Raw genomic sequence first — 14,835 nt, forward strand, 5'->3', positions numbered from 1 at the left:
GCTAGAGGGCGGCGAGATGGGCGCTCACGTAATCGGTGACGACGCCGACCAGCGACCCGCCGAACCGCGGGTTCACCTCCAACAGGCGCAGCGCACCATCCTCCAGCTTGTAGTTGAAGCAGCACGTCCCCTCATATCCCATGACGTCGAGGATATCGGCGCACGCGCCAAGCACATCGCCCGGATCGACCGGCTCGATGCTCGCCGGCCGATCGACCTCCCCGCGCACCCCCAGCGGCTGCCCCATGTCGTAGCGATAGCCGACATGGAAGCGGATACGCCCGCCGATCCGCAGCAGGTGCAGGACGTATTCGTGCGCCCCCGGAACCGCGCGCTGGCGGAACACGTCGGGATCGTCGCTCCCGTCGTCCTCGCCGGGACCGCGGATCATCCGGCACCCGATCCCGAAATCCCCCCGCCGCGTCTTGCGGATGTACGGATAGACGCCCGGTTCCACCCCCAGCAGCTCCGGCACCACGTCGCCGAAGCCCCGCTCGATCAGCCAGAGGTTCAGCGCCAGCTTGTCGTCGCACAGCGCCACCAGCTCGGGCGTCGGCAGCACCGCCCGCCCCCGCGCCACCGCTGGCCGCGCCGCCTCGATCTGGTCGACCCGCAGCGGAACGACCAGATCGAACCGCGCGACATCCACCGCATCCAGCGGCGCGAAGCTCGCCTCGTACCGCGCGTGGTCGATGTACCGCGCGATCGCCGGCATCTGCGTCGGATGGTTGCCGAAGAGGATACGCTGCATGGTGACCTTTGTAGAGCTCGCGACTGTGCTATCAACGCGCCACGGCGCGCGGGAGTCGCACCGCCGGGAGGGATGTCATGGGTTTATCGATCGCCGCGTTCGCACTGGTCCTCGTGCTCTTCTATCTCTTCACCAGCATCAAGATCGTCCGCCAGGGCTATCAATATACGATCGAACATTTCGGCCGCTACACCAACACCGCCAGCCCCGGCTTCAACTTCTACCCCGCCTTTTTCTATCGCGTCGGTCGCAAGGTGAACATGATGGAGCAGGTGATCGAGATCCCCGGTCAGGAGATCATCACCAAGGACAATGCGATCGTCTCGACCGACGGCGTCGTCTTCTTTCAGGTGCTCGATGCGCCAAAGGCGGCCTATGAGGTGTCGGACCTGTACGTCGCGCTGCTCCAGCTGACGACGACCAACCTGCGCACGGTGATGGGTTCGATGGACCTCGACGAGACGCTGTCGAAGCGCGACGAGATCAACGCGCGCCTGCTGTCCGTGGTCGATCACGCGACGGTGCCATGGGGCGTCAAGATCACCCGCGTCGAGATCAAGGACATCCGCCCGCCCGCCGATATCGTCACCGCGATGGGTCGCCAGATGAAGGCCGAACGCGAAAAGCGCGCGAACATCCTCGAAGCCGAAGGCACCCGCGCCTCGGAAATCCTCCGCGCCGAGGGCCAGAAACAGGCCCGCATCCTCGAATCGGAAGGCCGCAAGGAATCGGCCTACCGGGACTCCGAGGCCCGCGAACGCGCCGCCGAGGCGGAGGCCAAGGCGACCCGCGTCGTCTCCGAGGCGATCGAACAGGGCGGCACGCAGGCGATCAACTATTTCGTCGCCCAGAAATACGTCGAGGCGATCGGCAAATTCGCCACCAGCCCCAATGCCAAGACGATCCTGTTCCCGGTCGAAGCGACGCAGCTGATGGGGACGCTCGGCGGGATCGGCGAACTCGCCAAGGAAGCGCTTTCGTCCACCCAGGCATCGCCCAAACCCGAACCGAAGCGCGGGCCGTTCGAACTGCCCAGGCAATGACCCTCGATTCGATCGGCGGCGCCGGCGGTGCATGGCTGATCGCCGCGCTGCTGCTCGGGCTCGCCGAATTGCTCATCCCCGGCGTCTTCGCGATCTTCCTCGCGATCGCCGCGGGAATCGTCGGCGTCGCCACCCTCGCGCTGCCGCTGCCGCTAGAGGCGCAGATCGCCGCCTTCGCGGTCTGGAGCGTGGTCACGGTGCTGATCGGCAAGCGCTGGTACGTGGATTTCCCGGTCGCCAGCAGCGATCCGCAACTGAACGATCGTGCCGCGCGGATGATCGGCCAGACGGTGGTGGTAGAGGTGCCGATCGACGCCGACGGCGGCCGCGTCCACATCGGCGACGGTTCGTGGCCCGCGCGCGGCACCCCCGCCGCGGCCGGCACGCGCGTCCGTATCGCCGAGGTGCGCGGCGGCCTCGTCATCGTCGAGCCGCTCGACGTTTAATTCGTCGCGCCCGCCGCTTGGTAGCTGTCAGTTCACCACTGATCTGCTATATAAGACGGGTGACGCAGAGCATTCCCCACCTTTACCCGATCGGCATCGATCCGACCGACATCGACTTCATGGGCCACGTCAACAACGCGAGCTATCTGAAGTGGGTGCAGGATGCGGTCGTCAGCCATTGGCAGAAGCTGGCACCGGCCGAAGCGGTGGCCGCGCACCTCTGGGTCGCGCTGAAGCACGAGATCACCTATCGCAAGCCGACCTTTCTCGGCGACGACGTGATCGCCACCGTGCTGCTCGAAAAGGTTCAGGGCGCACGCGCCTTCTACGAAACGGTGATCCGCCGCGGCGAAGACGTACTTGCCGAGGTAAAGTCGAGCTGGTGCTGCCTCGACGCAGAAACGCTGAAGCCTGCCCGGCTGGCGCGCGACATCGTCGAACAATTCTTTCAGCGCGGCGATGGGCCGATGCCCGCGACAGGGCTCGTCGAACGCTAGGTCGCTCGGAGCGCGGCGAAAGCGGCAGGAGTATCGCCTCGAACACACCGTTACCCCGGACCTGGTCCGGTGTTCACGAGGCGGCATAGCGAATAGCCGAAGCGCCTTGTCTGCTCGTGGTGAGGGCGTGGCCCCCGGATCCGATCCGGGGGTAAAGGGGCGAGCCTTCGATAGCCACCCCCCCCCAAAAAAAATCGGTCAGGCGGGTTCCGGTGCTTTCACGCGAGGAGCGGACTGGCGAACGCCTTCGTCGACGTGCTCGGCGAATTGCGCGAAGTTTTCCACGAACAGATCGATCAGCTTGGCCGCGGCGGCGTCATATTCCGCCGGGTTCGCCCATGTCCCGCGCGGGTCGAGGATCGTCGCGTCGACGCCCGGCACCGCGACCGGCACGGCGAAACCGAAGTTGGGATCGACCCGGAATTCGGCATCCTTCAGGCTGCCGTCGAGCGCGGCGTTGAGCAAGGCACGGGTCGCCTTGATCGGCATGCGATGGCCGACCCCGTATTTGCCGCCGGTCCAGCCGGTGTTGACCAGCCAGCAATCGACTTCGCCCCTTGCGATCCGCTCTTTCAGCAGATTGCCGTATACCGACGGGTGCCGCGGCATGAACGGTGCCCCGAAGCAGGTCGAAAACGTCGCATCCGGCTCGGTGACGCCGATCTCCGTACCGGCGACCCGCGCGGTATAGCCGGACAGGAAATGGTACATCGCCTGATCCGGCGTCAGCTTCGCGATCGGTGGCAGGATGCCATAGGCGTCCGCGGTCAGCATCACGATGTTCTTCGGTACCCCGCCCATATTGTCGGCGGACGCGTTCGGAATGAAATCGATCGGATAGGCCCCGCGACTGTTCTCGGCGAGGCTGTTGTCGTCGAGGTCGAGCTGACGCGTGATCGGATCCATCACCACGTTTTCCAGCACGGTGCCGAACCGCTTGGTGGTCGCGAAGATCTCCGGCTCGGCATCGCGCGACAGGCGGATCATCTTGGCGTAGCAGCCGCCCTCGAAATTGAAGACGGCCGTGTCCGACCAGCCATGCTCGTCGTCGCCGATCAGCGTGCGGCTGGCATCGGCGCTCAGCGTGGTCTTGCCGGTGCCGGAAAGCCCGAAGAACACCGCGGTCGATCCGTCGGCGCCCATGTTCGCGGAGCAATGCATCGGCATCACGCCGCTCGTCGGCAGAAGATAGTTGAGCAGACCGAACACCGACTTCTTCATTTCGCCGGCGTATTTGGTGCCGCCGATCAGGATCAGCTTGTCGGTGAAGTTCACCGCGATCACCGTTTCGCTGCGGGTGCCGTGCCGGGCCGGATCGGCGCGAAAGCTCGGCAGGTCGATGATCGTATATTCCGCTTCGAACTGCTTCAGCTCATGCTCCTGCGGACGGACGAGCATCGTGCGGATGAAAAGATTGTGCCATGCGAGCTCGTTGACGACGCGGACGCGGACGCGATTCTCGGGCTGCGATCCGCCGTACAGATCCTGAACGAACAAATGCTCCTTTTCACGCAATGCGGCGAAGAAATCCGCCTTGAGTGCTGCGAAATGGGCCGGTGTCATGCCCTTGTTCGATTTGCCCCACCAGACGCTGGTCTCCGTCTCAGCGTCGCGTACGATGAACTTGTCCTGCGCCGAGCGGCCGGTGTGGCGTCCGGTTTCGACGACCAGCGGGCCGTCGGCACTCAGCCGACCTTCGCTGCGTGCCACCGACGTTTCGATCAGGCGCGCCGTCACCAGGTTCCAATGAATATCGGCACGGGTCTCGATACCCTGCGCGGCAAGGCCCGCGTGCGGAATACGCTCGTTCACAATCATCCTCCCATTCGTCGCCACCTGCGCGCGCATCCTGGGGAGGGGGCTGTGCGCGTGCTGGTCTATGCGCTTCGCATAAGCGGCGCGTGGCAGGCGGTCAAACGGCACGCGGTCGTCCGTCCGTTCACGGGTCGGCGGCATGTGGTTGAGCGCGGTCGCGCTTTGCCGTACCGCGGGTCGATGGCCCCGAGGTTCCTTTCCGCATGACGGCGACGATCGCGCTGGTCGACGACGACCGCAATATCCTGACGTCGGTGTCGATCGCCCTCCAGACAGAGGGGTTCCTGACCCGCGTCTATTCGGATGGCGAGACCGCATTGAAGGCGCTGACCGACAATCCGCCGGATCTCGCCATCTTCGACATCAAGATGCCGCGGATGGACGGACTGGAACTGCTCCGCCGTCTCCGCGAGAAGAGCCACATCCCGGTGATCTTCCTCACCAGCAAGGACGACGAGCTGGACGAGGCGCTGGGCCTGGCGATGGGTGCGGACGATTATATCGCCAAGCCCTTCAGCCAGCGGCTGCTGATCGCGCGCATCCGGGCGATCCTGCGTCGCACCGAACTGGCGACATCCCCGATCGAGGAGGATGCGGCGACGGGGGCCGGACCGCTGGTCCGCGGACGCCTGTCGATGGACCCCGCCCGGCATCGGACGACGTGGGGCGACGAGCCCGTGACGCTGACCGTCACCGAGTTTCTGATTCTTGAGACACTGGCACAGCGGCCCGGCATCGTGAAGACGCGCAACCAGTTGATGGATGCCGCCTATCACGACGATATCTATGTCGACGATCGCACCATCGACAGCCACATCAAGCGTCTGCGCCGTAAATTCCGGCAGGTCGATCCGACCTTCGACGCGATCGAGACATTGTATGGCGCCGGCTACCGATTCTCCGAGGAGTGATCTGCGGCCGGAAGGTGGCGATCTCGCGCTGCGCTGGTCGGGGCAGATTTCGCTCACCCGGCGTATTCTGGCGGTCAACATCTTCGCATTGCTGCTGCTCGCGGGTGGCTTCTTCTACCTCGACTCGTATCGCAGCCGCATCGTCGACGGTCGCGTCGCGCAGGCAAGCCGCGAGGCACGGTTGATCGGGGAGGCGCTGGCGATGGTCGGGACGGATCAGCGCAATGCGCTGATGATGCGGCTCGCGCGGGATACCGGTGCGCGATTGCGGTTGATCGATGGCGCCGGGCAGACGGTGGCCGACAGCCGCGATCTGGGCGTGCGCAATGTGACCCTGCTCGATCCCGACAAGCAGGCATGGGACCAGACGATCGCGCGGTTTCTCGACGCCGGAATCGATACGGTGGTGAGTGCCGCCCGCCCTCCCCTCTATCGCGAGCGCGTCGACGGGCGCGAATGGCCGGACGTCCGGGCGATCCGTCATGGGAAAGTCGCGTCGGCCAGTGTGTGGCGCGCGCCCGATCGGACGCCGGTGGTCACGGCCGCGGCACCCGTGCCGGGTGGCCCGATCGTCATGACGACGGTCAATGCGCGCGACATCACGCAGACAGTCCGGATCGAGCGATTTCGGCTGAGCCTCGTCCTGCTGGTGGTGACGATCGTATCGGTGCTGTTGTCGCTGTTCCTCGCCCGGACGATCGTGCGGCCGCTCAGGCGGCTCGCGCGGGCGGCGGTGCGGGTTCGGCTGGGGCGCGCGCGCGAGGTGGTGGTCCCGCGGCTACCGTCACGGCGGGATGAGATCGGCAGCCTGGCTCGCGCCCTGTCGGACATGAGCCTGGCGCTGCGTGCCCGCATCGACGCGACCGAGGCGTTCGCCGCGGATGTCACGCACGAAATGAAGAACCCCCTCGCCTCGCTGCGATCCGCCGTCGAGGGGCTGGGCGCGGTGAAGGATCCCGACTTACAGGCCCGCCTGCTAAAAATAGTCAGAGACGACGTCCACCGCCTAAATCGATTGATTACCGATATCTCGGAAGCCTCTCGGCTGGATGCGCAACTGAGCCGCGCCAAGTTCGAGCCGCTGGATATAGCGGCCATGCTGCGCGCGCTGGTCGACCAGCGGATTGCCCGCGACGTGGAGCGTGGCGTGCGATTGCGCTTCGATCATCAAGGGGGGGCGCTAATCACACTTGGCGAGGGCGCGCGGCTGGAGCGCGTGTTCGACAACCTCATTGATAACGCCGTGTCCTTTTCGCCGGACGGCGGGCTGATCGCGATTGCGGCGGTGCGCGATGGAAGTGATCTGGTGGTCCGGATCGAGGACGAGGGACCGGGCGTGCCGGATGAAGCGCGTGAGTCGATTTTCCGACGCTTCCAGTCGATCCGGCCAGAGGGGGAGGAGTTCGGACAGCATTCGGGCCTCGGCCTCGCCATTGCACGAACCATCGTCGAAGCGCATCAGGGCGACATCGCCGTCGAATCACGCGAGGATCGGTTGAGTGGCGCCCGTTTTGTCGTCCGCTTGCCGCTCGCTGACGAACGATAGGCAACATCGAACGGAGCCATGGCCATTCTGTCATCGGAAATCTTGCATGCGACCAGCATTGCGATCGACGGACGCGCCGTATTGCTGGAGGGCGTATCGGGCACAGGCAAGTCCGACCTCGCACTGCGCCTGATCGACCGTGGTGCCATGCTGATCAGCGACGACCAGACGCTGCTGGTGCGTAAGGGCAAGGACCTGCTGGCACGCGCGCCCGGCACGATCCGCGGCCGGATGGAGGTGCGCGGCATTGGCATCGTGACGATGGAGCACGTCGAGGACATACCGGTGAACCTGATCGTACGACTTGGCGTCGAACCCATGCGAATGCCTGAGCGACGCCAGCGGCGTATCGCCGGCGTAATCGTGCGTGAAGTCGCCTTCGAGGCTTTTCATGCGTCGACCCCGATCAAGATCGAATGGACGCTCCGTCAGCCGGAGGCAACTCCCGCATGACCAAGGATATCCTGCTCGTCACCGGCCTGTCGGGAGCCGGTAAATCGACGGTACTCAAGACATTGGAAGATCTAGGCTGGGAGGTCGTCGACAACCTGCCGCTGGTCTTGCTCGACCGTCTGCTGGAAGCCCCGTTGGCGGCCGGGCACGCCGACGACGGTCATCCGCTGGCGATCGGGATTGGCACGCAGACGCGGGATTTTGATCCGGTGCGGATCGTCGAGCGCATTCGCGTCCTGCGCGATGTTCATGGCCTCGATATCGGCATGCTGTTCCTTGACTGTTCGGGATCGGAACTGGAACGGCGCTACTCAGAGACTCGCCGGCGGCATCCGCTGGCCCCCGACCGGCCGGCGGGCGACGGGATCGCGCGCGAGCGTGAATTGCTGCGGCCGCTCCGCGATTGGGCGAACCGACTGATCGACACCACGGATCTTACCGCCCATAGCTTGGCGCAGCAGGTTCGCGCGACCTTTGCCGATCGCGGCAACGACGCGCCCGTGCTGTCGGTCCAGTCGTTCGGCTTCGCGCGCGGATTGCCACGCAATGCCGATCTGGTGTTCGACATGCGGTTCCTGCGCAACCCGCACTGGAACCCCGAACTGCGGCCCGGGACCGGGCTGGACCCGAAGGTGGCGGCGTATGTCGCCGAAGACCCCGCCTATCCACTGGCTATGGAACAGATCGGCGCACTGCTCGAACTGCTGATTCCCCGCTATCGCGCCGAGGGTAAATCCTACTTGAGCGTCGCGATCGGATGTACCGGAGGGAGACATCGGTCGGTCCATGTCGCCGAGCACCTCGCTGCCCGGTTGCGCGCGGCAGGTTTTTCGCCCACCATCACGCATCGCGACCTGGAGGCCGCACCGCAGGACTCGCTCGAGGGGCCGCCGGCCAGCACATGAGTAACGTATCTGAGATGATTGGCCTCGTTCTGGTGACGCACGGGCGGCTCGCCGAGGAATTTGTGACCGCGATGGTCCACGTCGTCGGCCCGCAGGACCGTGTGGCGACGATCGCGATAGGTCCCGACGACGACATGGAGGAGCGGCGCGCCGATATCGCCGCTGCCATCGCCGCGGTCGATGTCGGCCGTGGTGTGATCGTGCTGACCGACCTGTTCGGGGGCACGCCATCCAACCTCGCGATATCGCTGATGGAGCGCGGACGGGTCGAGGTGATCGCGGGAATGAACCTGCCGATGCTGATCCGTCTGGGATCTGCGCGCAAGTCCATGAAGGTCGTCGAGGCAGTTGCCGCGGCGCGCGAGGCCGGCCGCAAGTATATCTCCGTGGCATCCGAGGTTCTGGGAGAGGCTGCGGCATGAGCGAAGTCACCCGCACCGTCCTGATTACCAACAAGCGCGGATTGCATGCGCGCGCGAGTGCGAAGTTCGTCACTCTTGCCTCCAGTCAGTCGTGCGAGGTGCATGTTCGCAAGGACGATGGTGCCGTGACCGGCACCTCGATCATGGGGCTGATGATGCTCGGCGCCGCCAAGGGCGACAAGATCACGATCAGCGCAGCCGGCGAGGGTGCGGAGGCGGCCGTCGGGGCGTTGGTCGATCTCGTTGAGGCCAAGTTCGGGGAAGATTAGGCTTGCACAGGCAGGGCTTCCTGCCGGAGGGGTAATCCATGCCCCGTGAGATTACCGCCTTTTCAAACCCTCTGGTAAAGTACGCGCGCGAGTTGCGCGACAAAAAGCATCGCAGGGGTTCGCGCCAGTTCATGGCGGAGGGATTGCGCATCCTGACGGAGGCGCGTGATACCGGGCGACTACCAAGCATCCTGTTCTACGCAGCGGGCAATGCCGACCATCCGCTGGTGCATGGCCTTTCGATCGAAGTGGAAATGGCGGGCGGCGAATCGATCCAGACCACGCCTGATATTCTGTCGAAGCTGTCGGGGAAGGATAATCCGCAAGCGGTCGTCGGCGTGTTTGACGAGTTTGCTGCCAAGCTCGAAGACCTTGATCGGGCATCGGCGGGAATATGGCTGGTGGCGGAGCGGCTGCGCGATCCCGGCAATCTGGGAACCATTCTGCGGACCGCCGATGCGGTCGGTGCCGGGGGGCTGATCCTGATCGGCGAATGCGTCGATCCGTTTTCGGTGGAGGCGGTGCGCGCGAGCATGGGCGCGCTGTTCACGGTGCCGGTGGTCAAGAGCGAGTGGCAGCCGTTCCTCGACTGGCTGCGGCAAGGGCCAGGACAGTTGGTGGGATTGAGCCTCGACACCGAACATGACTATCGCGGCGCGCGTTACGAGGCTCCAGCGTTCCTGCTGACCGGCAACGAGGCGCAGGGAATGCCCGCGGATTATTCCGAGGCGTGCGACCTGCTGGTCAAGATCCCAATGCTGGGCAAGGCCGATAGCCTGAACGCGGCGGTGGCGACCGCTGTCATGGCGTATGAAGTACTCGCGCAGCAGCGGGGCTGATCGAGCGCAAGAGCGATGACATTTCAGGCCTTGATCCGAGCCGCCAGTTTGCCCTCAGGTCGTCAAACGGCTCGTGTGTCGTCCGTCTTTATCTCTACTCTAGCGATAGACGAGCGAGATGTAAGCGCAGCCAGCTCGGTCTGATTTAGCCTCGAACCATACCCGATATGCGGACCTCGCCGCCGTGATCGATGATCCTACCGGATACCATGCCACTGATGTGGACGATTGCGCCGTCCTCGATAATCACATCGCCGGCCACCATGCCGCTGATGCGGACCTCACGGCCGGACCGGACGATCACATCACCGGCGATCATGCCCGATACACTGCCGTCCCGGTCCATGACCAAGTCGCCGTCATACATTTCGCGCATCGTATCGCCCCCTATTGCGCCGCGTCCGAGAGGCGTGGCGGCTGCTCGTCACCGTAGCGTGCGAGCGCCTCGACCGGTTCCAGTACGCTGATTTCGCGCGCGCCGGGTTCGATATTGAGGTCGCGGAACTTGCGCGCCGAAACCAGCGCCCGGCTTTCGAAGCTGGAGACGAAGCTGTTGTAATTGTTGACGGCCGTGGTGAGGCCGCTGCCGACCTTGCGAAGGTCCTCGCCGGCCTTGGCGAGACGATCGTAGAGCTCCTTGCCGAGGACACCGATGGCGCGAGCTTCGGTGGCGAGCTTTTCCTGACGCCAGACCGCAGCGACGGTGCGCGCGATGGCGACAAGGTTGGTCGGTGTCGCCAGAAGAACCCGCTTATCGAAAGCGAACTGCCAGATCTCGTGGTCGTGTTCGAGTGCCGCGGAAAGAAAATGCTCTCCCGGGATGAACATGATGACGTAATCCGGCGTATCGGCAAATTGCGACCAGTAGCTTTTCGCCGACAGACCGTTGACATGCGCCCGGATCGATGTGGCATGGGCGATGAGACCGGCCTTACGATCGGCCTCGTCTACGGCGCCAAACGCATCCTGATAGGCGTTGAGAGATACCTTGGCATCGATGATCAGCGACTTGCCGCCTGGTATGGTGACGATCGCGTCGGGGCGCAGGCGACCGCCCTCCCCGTCGGCCACGCTGACTTCCATCGCGAAATCGGTGTGCTCTGCAAGACCGCAGCTCTCCAGCACATTGCGCAATTGCTGTTCGCCCCAACGGCCCCGGGCCTTGGGGGCATTGCGGAGCGCGTTGACGAGCTTGGCGGCTTCGCCGGAGACGCGTTCCTGACCGAGGCGCATCTGTTCGATCTGGCCCTTGAGGTCGCCGAAGGCGTCGCGGCGTTCCGCCTCGACCTTGGCGACACCCTCTTCGTAGCGCAGCAGGCGATCGTTCACCGGCTGAAGCAGTGACTTGAGGTTGGTCCCGGCGAGTTCCTCGGACTGACGAAAGCGCGCTTCAGCACGCTCCAGGAACGCCTTTTGCGCGTCGGTCAGCGCCTTGTTAGCAAGATCGTTGAACTGGGTGGCCATCAGATCCTTCGCCTCGCGCATGTCGGCTAGGCGGGTTTCGAAGGCTTCGTGCTGCGCCTTCAGCGTGGCTAGGTCGGCTCGCGCAGCGTCGCGGTCGGCGCGGATGGTCGTCAGTTCAATGCGAAGCGATTCGGCGGTGGCGATGCGGTCTTCGGCCTGGGCGCGGAGGGCGGCAAGATCGCGGATCGCGTCGTTGCGTTCACGTTCGACGGCGTCGCGAGTCTGGCGGACCAGGTCGGCGTCGGCAGCCCTGCTCTGCGCTACCGCAAGATCGGCGGCCAGCGTGGCGGCTTTGCGGTTTGCGAGCAGCCACCCGATGACGAGGCCGACGACGAGGGCCAAAATGGCGATGATGAGCGACTGGTCCAACGACTGCGTTTCCCTTGTTGTGGCGGGAACATACGTCGAACGTGTGGTTGGCGACAGGGAAATTTACTATTGGCAAGAACCCGTTCCTGCACGGCCGGCGCCCCGGACGTGTTCGGGGATCAACCCGTCCACGACCAGCCCGCCCACGCCTCCTGCTTTTCTCCCATCCGCGAAGTGGCCCCGGAACACGTCGGGGATGACGGGGGAGGTGTGGCGGCTTTCCTATGGATCAGCCGCGGCGCATCTTGGTCAGCTTCTTCATCACCATGTCGCGCTTGAGGCGGCTGATGTGGTCGATGAACAATACGCCGTTCAGGTGATCGATCTCGTGCTGCATGCAGGTGGCGAGCAGGCCGGTGAGGTCTTCCTCATGCGTCGCGCCCTGTTCATCCTGCCAGCGAACGCGGCAGGCGGCGGGACGGGCGACGTCGGCGTATTGCTCCGGGATCGACAGGCAACCTTCGTTATACGTGCTCGTCTCTTCGCTGACCGAGAGGATTTCGGGGTTGATATACGCGTGAGGCGCCTTGATCGGCTTGTCGTCCTCGTCCTTTTCGTCCTGCAGATCGATGACGAGAATGCGGCTGTCGATTCCGACCTGTATCGCGGCAAGGCCGATGCCGTTGGCGGCGTACATCGTGTCGATCATGTCGGACACGAACGCGCGCGTGTCGTCAGTGATCGCCTCGACGGGCTTGGAGATGACGCGCAGGCGCGGATCGGGGACTTCGACGATAGGGAGGACTGCCATGAGGGGTGAGCTAGGTCGGTCGTCAGGATGCGTCAAGATTGTGGGGCGTCAGGCAACGGGACGTCGCGCTCGCAGCGCCTGCGCGAGGGTGCCTTCATCGAGGTAATCCAGTTCTCCCCCCACCGGCAGGCCATGGGCGAGCTGGGTGACGCGGACGGGCAAGCGTTCGATGCGCTCTGCGAGGTAATGCGCCGTGGTCTGGCCTTCGAGGGTAGCGTTCATCGCCAGCACGACCTCGTCGATGCCGCCGGCCTCGACGCGGGTGACGAGGGCGTCGATCGAAAGGTCTTCGGGGCGAACGCCTTCGAGCGCGGACAGGCGACCGCCGAGGACGTGGAACCGGCCAGGGAACAGACGCGAGCGTTCAAGCGCCCATAGGTCGGCGACTTCCTCGACCACGCAGAGCGAGCGCTGGTCGCGGCGCGGGTCGGCGCAGATCGCGCACGGGTTGGCGGTGTCGACGTTGCCGCAGGTGGCGCAGGTCTCAAGCCGTTCGTCGACCGCTTCCAGCGCGGCGCGCAACGGACCAAGCGCGGCTTCACGCTTCTTGAGCAGGTGAAGCACGGCGCGGCGGGCCGAGCGCGGGCCGAGGCCGGGAAGACGTGCCAGCGCCTGGGTCAGGGCTTCGATTTCGGGAGACGCCATAGCCAGAACAGATAGGGGGTTGCGCGCCCGCCCGCCAGCGCGTTGAAGGCGGCGATGCGGATCATCTTCATGGGAACTCCGGACTTCGCGGTGCCGACGCTGGAGGCGCTGGTGGATGCGGGCCACGATGTCGTCGCGGCGTACAGCCAGCCGCCGCGGCCGGGCGGTCGACGCGGGCGTGAAACGGTGACGTCTCCGGTGCAGAGCCGGGCGGAGGCGCTTGGCATTCCCGTTCGGCACCCGGTCAGTCTGAAGGGAGCGGAGGAACAGGCGGCGTTTGCCGACCTCGGCGCGGACGTGGCAATAGTAGCGGCCTACGGCCTGATCCTGCCGCGGGCCGTTCTGGACGCGCCGGTGCATGGCTGTCTGAACGTGCATGGATCGCTGTTGCCGCGCTGGCGTGGCGCGGCGCCGGTGCAGCGGGCGATCCTGGCCGGAGACGCCGAGACGGGGGTCGGCATCATGCAGATGGAAGCGGGACTCGATACCGGACCGGTTCGACTGGAGGGACGTGTCGCCGTCGAGGGCAAGACGGCTGGCGCGCTGACCCGGGAACTGGCGGCATTGGGCGCACGGCTGATGGTGGAGGTGCTGCGCGATCTCAAGGCGCATCCCGCCGTAGCGCAACCGGACGAGGGTGTGACCTATGCCAGCAAGATCGACAAGGCGGAGGCGCGGATCGACTTCACCCGGAGTGCGATAGAGGTCGAGCGGCTGGTGCGGGCGATGAACCCCGCCCCGGGCGCCTGGTTCGAGGTGGCTGGCGAGCGGGTGAAGGTGCTGGCAGCGGAGGTGTTGCCGTTCAGCTTCCCCGGCGGCGAGGGTACGACCGTCGATGCGGGGCTGACGATCGCATGCGGGGATGGCGCGATCCGACCGACGTCGGTGCAGCGCGCCGGGCGCGGGGTGACCAGCACGGCCGACCTGTTGCGCGGGTTTCCGGTACGATCGGGGACCCAACTTTGACGCGATTCGCGCTGACGGTGGAATATGATGGCCGGCCGTTCATGGGTTGGCAGCGGCAGAAGCATGGGCCGAGCGTGCAGGCGGCACTGGAAGAGGCGGTGTTCCTCGTGACCGGCGAGCGGACGGCGGTGCATGCGGCCGGGCGGACCGATGCGGGCGTGCATGGGCTTGGAATGCGGGCGCATGTCGATATCGTCAGGGCCATCACGCCATTCCGCTTGATGGAAGCGCTGAACGCGCGGGTGCGGCCGAACCCGGTTGCGGTCCTCGACTGCGTCGTAGTGGCGGACGATTGGCATGCGCGATTTTCGTGCCTGGGGCGCGCCTATGAGTATCGAATCGTCAATCGGCGCGCGCCGTTGACGTGGGAGGCCGGACTGGCATGGCAGGTGCCCCAACCACTGGATGATACCGCGATGGCGGCGGCGGCGGCGGTGCTCGTCGGGCGGCATGATTTCACGACGTTCCGGTCGGCGCACTGTCAGGCGGATTCTCCGGTCCGAACGCTGGATGTCCTGACTGTCGAGCGTTCAGGAGAGCGGATCGCCGTGCGGGCCGCTGCGCGGTCGTTCCTGCATCATCAGGTGCGGTCGATGGTCGGGTGTCTGGCGTTGGTGGGTATGGGGCGCTGGTCGGTGGATCAGGTCGCCGAGGCGTTGGACGCGCGGGATCGGGCGCAGCTGGGACTGAATGCGCCGCCCGATGGCTTGTTCTTCGTGGCCGCCACCTACCCTGTTTGAGGA

General features: G+C 65.2%; 18 protein-coding genes. 12 read left to right on the top strand and 6 right to left on the bottom strand.

Translation table 11 applies throughout. The features are described from left to right. Position 1: 1 nt before the first annotated feature. Positions 2–751, bottom strand: a complete 750-nt coding sequence (locus NF699_03230) for a hypothetical protein (GenBank protein ID USU05727.1) — start codon at positions 749–751, stop codon at positions 2–4. 77 nt (positions 752–828) lie between these two features. Here NF699_03230 and NF699_03235 point away from each other — a divergent pair, with 77 nt between their 5' ends. From NF699_03235 to NF699_03245, 3 genes are read left to right on the top strand one after another with little or no spacing between them, the layout of a single operon-like run. After that, complete coding sequence (locus NF699_03235) at positions 829–1,794, top strand: SPFH/Band 7/PHB domain protein (GenBank protein ID USU05728.1); 966 nt, start codon at positions 829–831, stop codon at positions 1,792–1,794. Further along, positions 1,791–2,240, top strand: coding sequence for an NfeD family protein (locus tag NF699_03240; protein ID USU05729.1), 450 nt, complete (start codon positions 1,791–1,793; stop codon positions 2,238–2,240). Before NF699_03235 ends, NF699_03240 begins: the two co-directional genes overlap by 4 nt. A 59-nt stretch (positions 2,241–2,299) precedes the next feature. Beyond that, entirely contained in the window at positions 2,300–2,737 is a 438-nt protein-coding gene (locus NF699_03245) for an acyl-CoA thioesterase (protein USU05730.1), read from the top strand. A gap of 198 nt (positions 2,738–2,935) precedes the next feature. Here NF699_03245 and NF699_03250 read toward each other — a convergent pair whose 3' ends face one another. After that, positions 2,936–4,555 (bottom strand): phosphoenolpyruvate carboxykinase, encoded by a 1,620-nt coding sequence (locus tag NF699_03250; protein USU06974.1) that lies wholly within the window; start codon positions 4,553–4,555, stop codon positions 2,936–2,938. A gap of 200 nt (positions 4,556–4,755) precedes the next feature. Here NF699_03250 and NF699_03255 point away from each other — a divergent pair, with 200 nt between their 5' ends. Genes NF699_03255 through NF699_03285 form a run of 7 tightly spaced genes read left to right on the top strand, consistent with a single transcriptional unit; the run spans position 4,756 to position 9,897 of the window. Beyond that, entirely contained in the window at positions 4,756–5,463 is a 708-nt protein-coding gene (locus NF699_03255) for a response regulator transcription factor (protein USU05731.1), read from the top strand. After that, positions 5,432–7,009 carry a sensor N-terminal transmembrane domain-containing protein gene (locus tag NF699_03260; protein USU05732.1) on the top strand — a complete coding sequence of 526 codons (1,578 nt, stop codon included), beginning with the start codon at positions 5,432–5,434 and terminating at the stop codon, positions 7,007–7,009. The genes NF699_03255 and NF699_03260 overlap by 32 nt, the downstream gene beginning before the upstream one ends. Before the next feature lie 18 nt (positions 7,010–7,027). Then, positions 7,028–7,462 (top strand): HPr kinase/phosphatase C-terminal domain-containing protein, encoded by a 435-nt coding sequence (locus NF699_03265; protein USU05733.1) that lies wholly within the window; start codon positions 7,028–7,030, stop codon positions 7,460–7,462. Beyond that, a complete protein-coding gene (gene rapZ / locus NF699_03270; protein ID USU05734.1) occupies positions 7,459–8,367 on the top strand; it encodes an RNase adapter RapZ in 909 nt (302 codons plus the stop codon). The genes NF699_03265 and rapZ overlap by 4 nt, the downstream gene beginning before the upstream one ends. Positions 8,368–8,381: 14 nt before the next feature. After that, the gene (locus NF699_03275; protein USU05735.1) at positions 8,382–8,789 is read left to right on the top strand and encodes a PTS sugar transporter subunit IIA; all 408 of its coding nucleotides are present in this window, start codon (positions 8,382–8,384) and stop codon (positions 8,787–8,789) included. Then, the gene (locus NF699_03280; protein USU05736.1) at positions 8,786–9,058 is read left to right on the top strand and encodes an HPr family phosphocarrier protein; all 273 of its coding nucleotides are present in this window, start codon (positions 8,786–8,788) and stop codon (positions 9,056–9,058) included. Before NF699_03275 ends, NF699_03280 begins: the two co-directional genes overlap by 4 nt. A 38-nt stretch (positions 9,059–9,096) precedes the next feature. Continuing rightward, a complete protein-coding gene (locus NF699_03285) occupies positions 9,097–9,897 on the top strand; it encodes an RNA methyltransferase (GenBank protein USU05737.1) in 801 nt (266 codons plus the stop codon). A gap of 145 nt (positions 9,898–10,042) precedes the next feature. Here NF699_03285 and NF699_03290 read toward each other — a convergent pair whose 3' ends face one another. The 4 genes from NF699_03290 to recR form a co-directional block, all read right to left on the bottom strand. Further along, positions 10,043–10,273: a hypothetical protein gene (locus NF699_03290; GenBank protein USU05738.1), complete on the bottom strand. Its 231-nt coding sequence runs from the start codon at positions 10,271–10,273 to the stop codon at positions 10,043–10,045. A gap of 11 nt (positions 10,274–10,284) precedes the next feature. Further along, positions 10,285–11,730, bottom strand: a complete 1,446-nt coding sequence (rmuC, locus tag NF699_03295; GenBank protein USU05739.1) for a DNA recombination protein RmuC — start codon at positions 11,728–11,730, stop codon at positions 10,285–10,287. Between the two features lie 229 nt (positions 11,731–11,959). Continuing rightward, positions 11,960–12,481: a peptide deformylase gene (gene def, locus NF699_03300; protein ID USU05740.1), complete on the bottom strand. Its 522-nt coding sequence runs from the start codon at positions 12,479–12,481 to the stop codon at positions 11,960–11,962. A gap of 48 nt (positions 12,482–12,529) precedes the next feature. Further along, positions 12,530–13,126 (bottom strand): recombination mediator RecR, encoded by a 597-nt coding sequence (recR, locus tag NF699_03305; GenBank protein ID USU05741.1) that lies wholly within the window; start codon positions 13,124–13,126, stop codon positions 12,530–12,532. Between the two features lie 54 nt (positions 13,127–13,180). On the opposite strand from recR, the gene fmt reads away from it, so the two are divergent. Both fmt and truA read left to right on the top strand, forming a co-directional pair. Further along, positions 13,181–14,092, top strand: coding sequence for a methionyl-tRNA formyltransferase (fmt, locus tag NF699_03310; protein USU05742.1), 912 nt, complete (start codon positions 13,181–13,183; stop codon positions 14,090–14,092). Further along, the gene (truA, locus tag NF699_03315; GenBank protein ID USU05743.1) at positions 14,089–14,832 is read left to right on the top strand and encodes a tRNA pseudouridine(38-40) synthase TruA; all 744 of its coding nucleotides are present in this window, start codon (positions 14,089–14,091) and stop codon (positions 14,830–14,832) included. The genes fmt and truA overlap by 4 nt, the downstream gene beginning before the upstream one ends. Positions 14,833–14,835 lie beyond the last annotated feature (3 nt).

It is taken from the genome of Sphingomonadaceae bacterium OTU29LAMAA1, from assembly GCA_024072375.1.
GTDB lineage: Bacteria > Pseudomonadota > Alphaproteobacteria > Sphingomonadales > Sphingomonadaceae > Sphingomonas.

Bases quoted from the DNA above. Each gene is read 5' to 3' on its own strand.
- NF699_03230 (USU05727.1), bottom strand. From the start codon at position 751: ATGCAGCGTATCCTCTTCGGCAACCATCCGACGCAGATGCCGGCGATC.
- NF699_03235 (USU05728.1), top strand. From the start codon at position 829: ATGGGTTTATCGATCGCCGCGTTCGCACTGGTCCTCGTGCTCTTCTAT.
- NF699_03240 (USU05729.1), top strand. From the start codon at position 1,791: ATGACCCTCGATTCGATCGGCGGCGCCGGCGGTGCATGGCTGATCGCC.
- NF699_03250 (USU06974.1), bottom strand. From the start codon at position 4,555: ATGATTGTGAACGAGCGTATTCCGCACGCGGGCCTTGCCGCGCAGGGT.
- NF699_03255 (USU05731.1), top strand. From the start codon at position 4,756: ATGACGGCGACGATCGCGCTGGTCGACGACGACCGCAATATCCTGACG.
- NF699_03260 (USU05732.1), top strand. From the start codon at position 5,432: ATGGCGCCGGCTACCGATTCTCCGAGGAGTGATCTGCGGCCGGAAGGT.
- NF699_03265 (USU05733.1), top strand. From the start codon at position 7,028: ATGGCCATTCTGTCATCGGAAATCTTGCATGCGACCAGCATTGCGATC.
- rapZ (USU05734.1), top strand. From the start codon at position 7,459: ATGACCAAGGATATCCTGCTCGTCACCGGCCTGTCGGGAGCCGGTAAA.
- NF699_03275 (USU05735.1), top strand. From the start codon at position 8,382: ATGATTGGCCTCGTTCTGGTGACGCACGGGCGGCTCGCCGAGGAATTT.
- NF699_03280 (USU05736.1), top strand. From the start codon at position 8,786: ATGAGCGAAGTCACCCGCACCGTCCTGATTACCAACAAGCGCGGATTG.
- NF699_03285 (USU05737.1), top strand. From the start codon at position 9,097: ATGCCCCGTGAGATTACCGCCTTTTCAAACCCTCTGGTAAAGTACGCG.
- NF699_03290 (USU05738.1), bottom strand. From the start codon at position 10,273: ATGCGCGAAATGTATGACGGCGACTTGGTCATGGACCGGGACGGCAGT.
- def (USU05740.1), bottom strand. From the start codon at position 12,481: ATGGCAGTCCTCCCTATCGTCGAAGTCCCCGATCCGCGCCTGCGCGTC.
- recR (USU05741.1), bottom strand. From the start codon at position 13,126: ATGGCGTCTCCCGAAATCGAAGCCCTGACCCAGGCGCTGGCACGTCTT.
- fmt (USU05742.1), top strand. From the start codon at position 13,181: ATGCGGATCATCTTCATGGGAACTCCGGACTTCGCGGTGCCGACGCTG.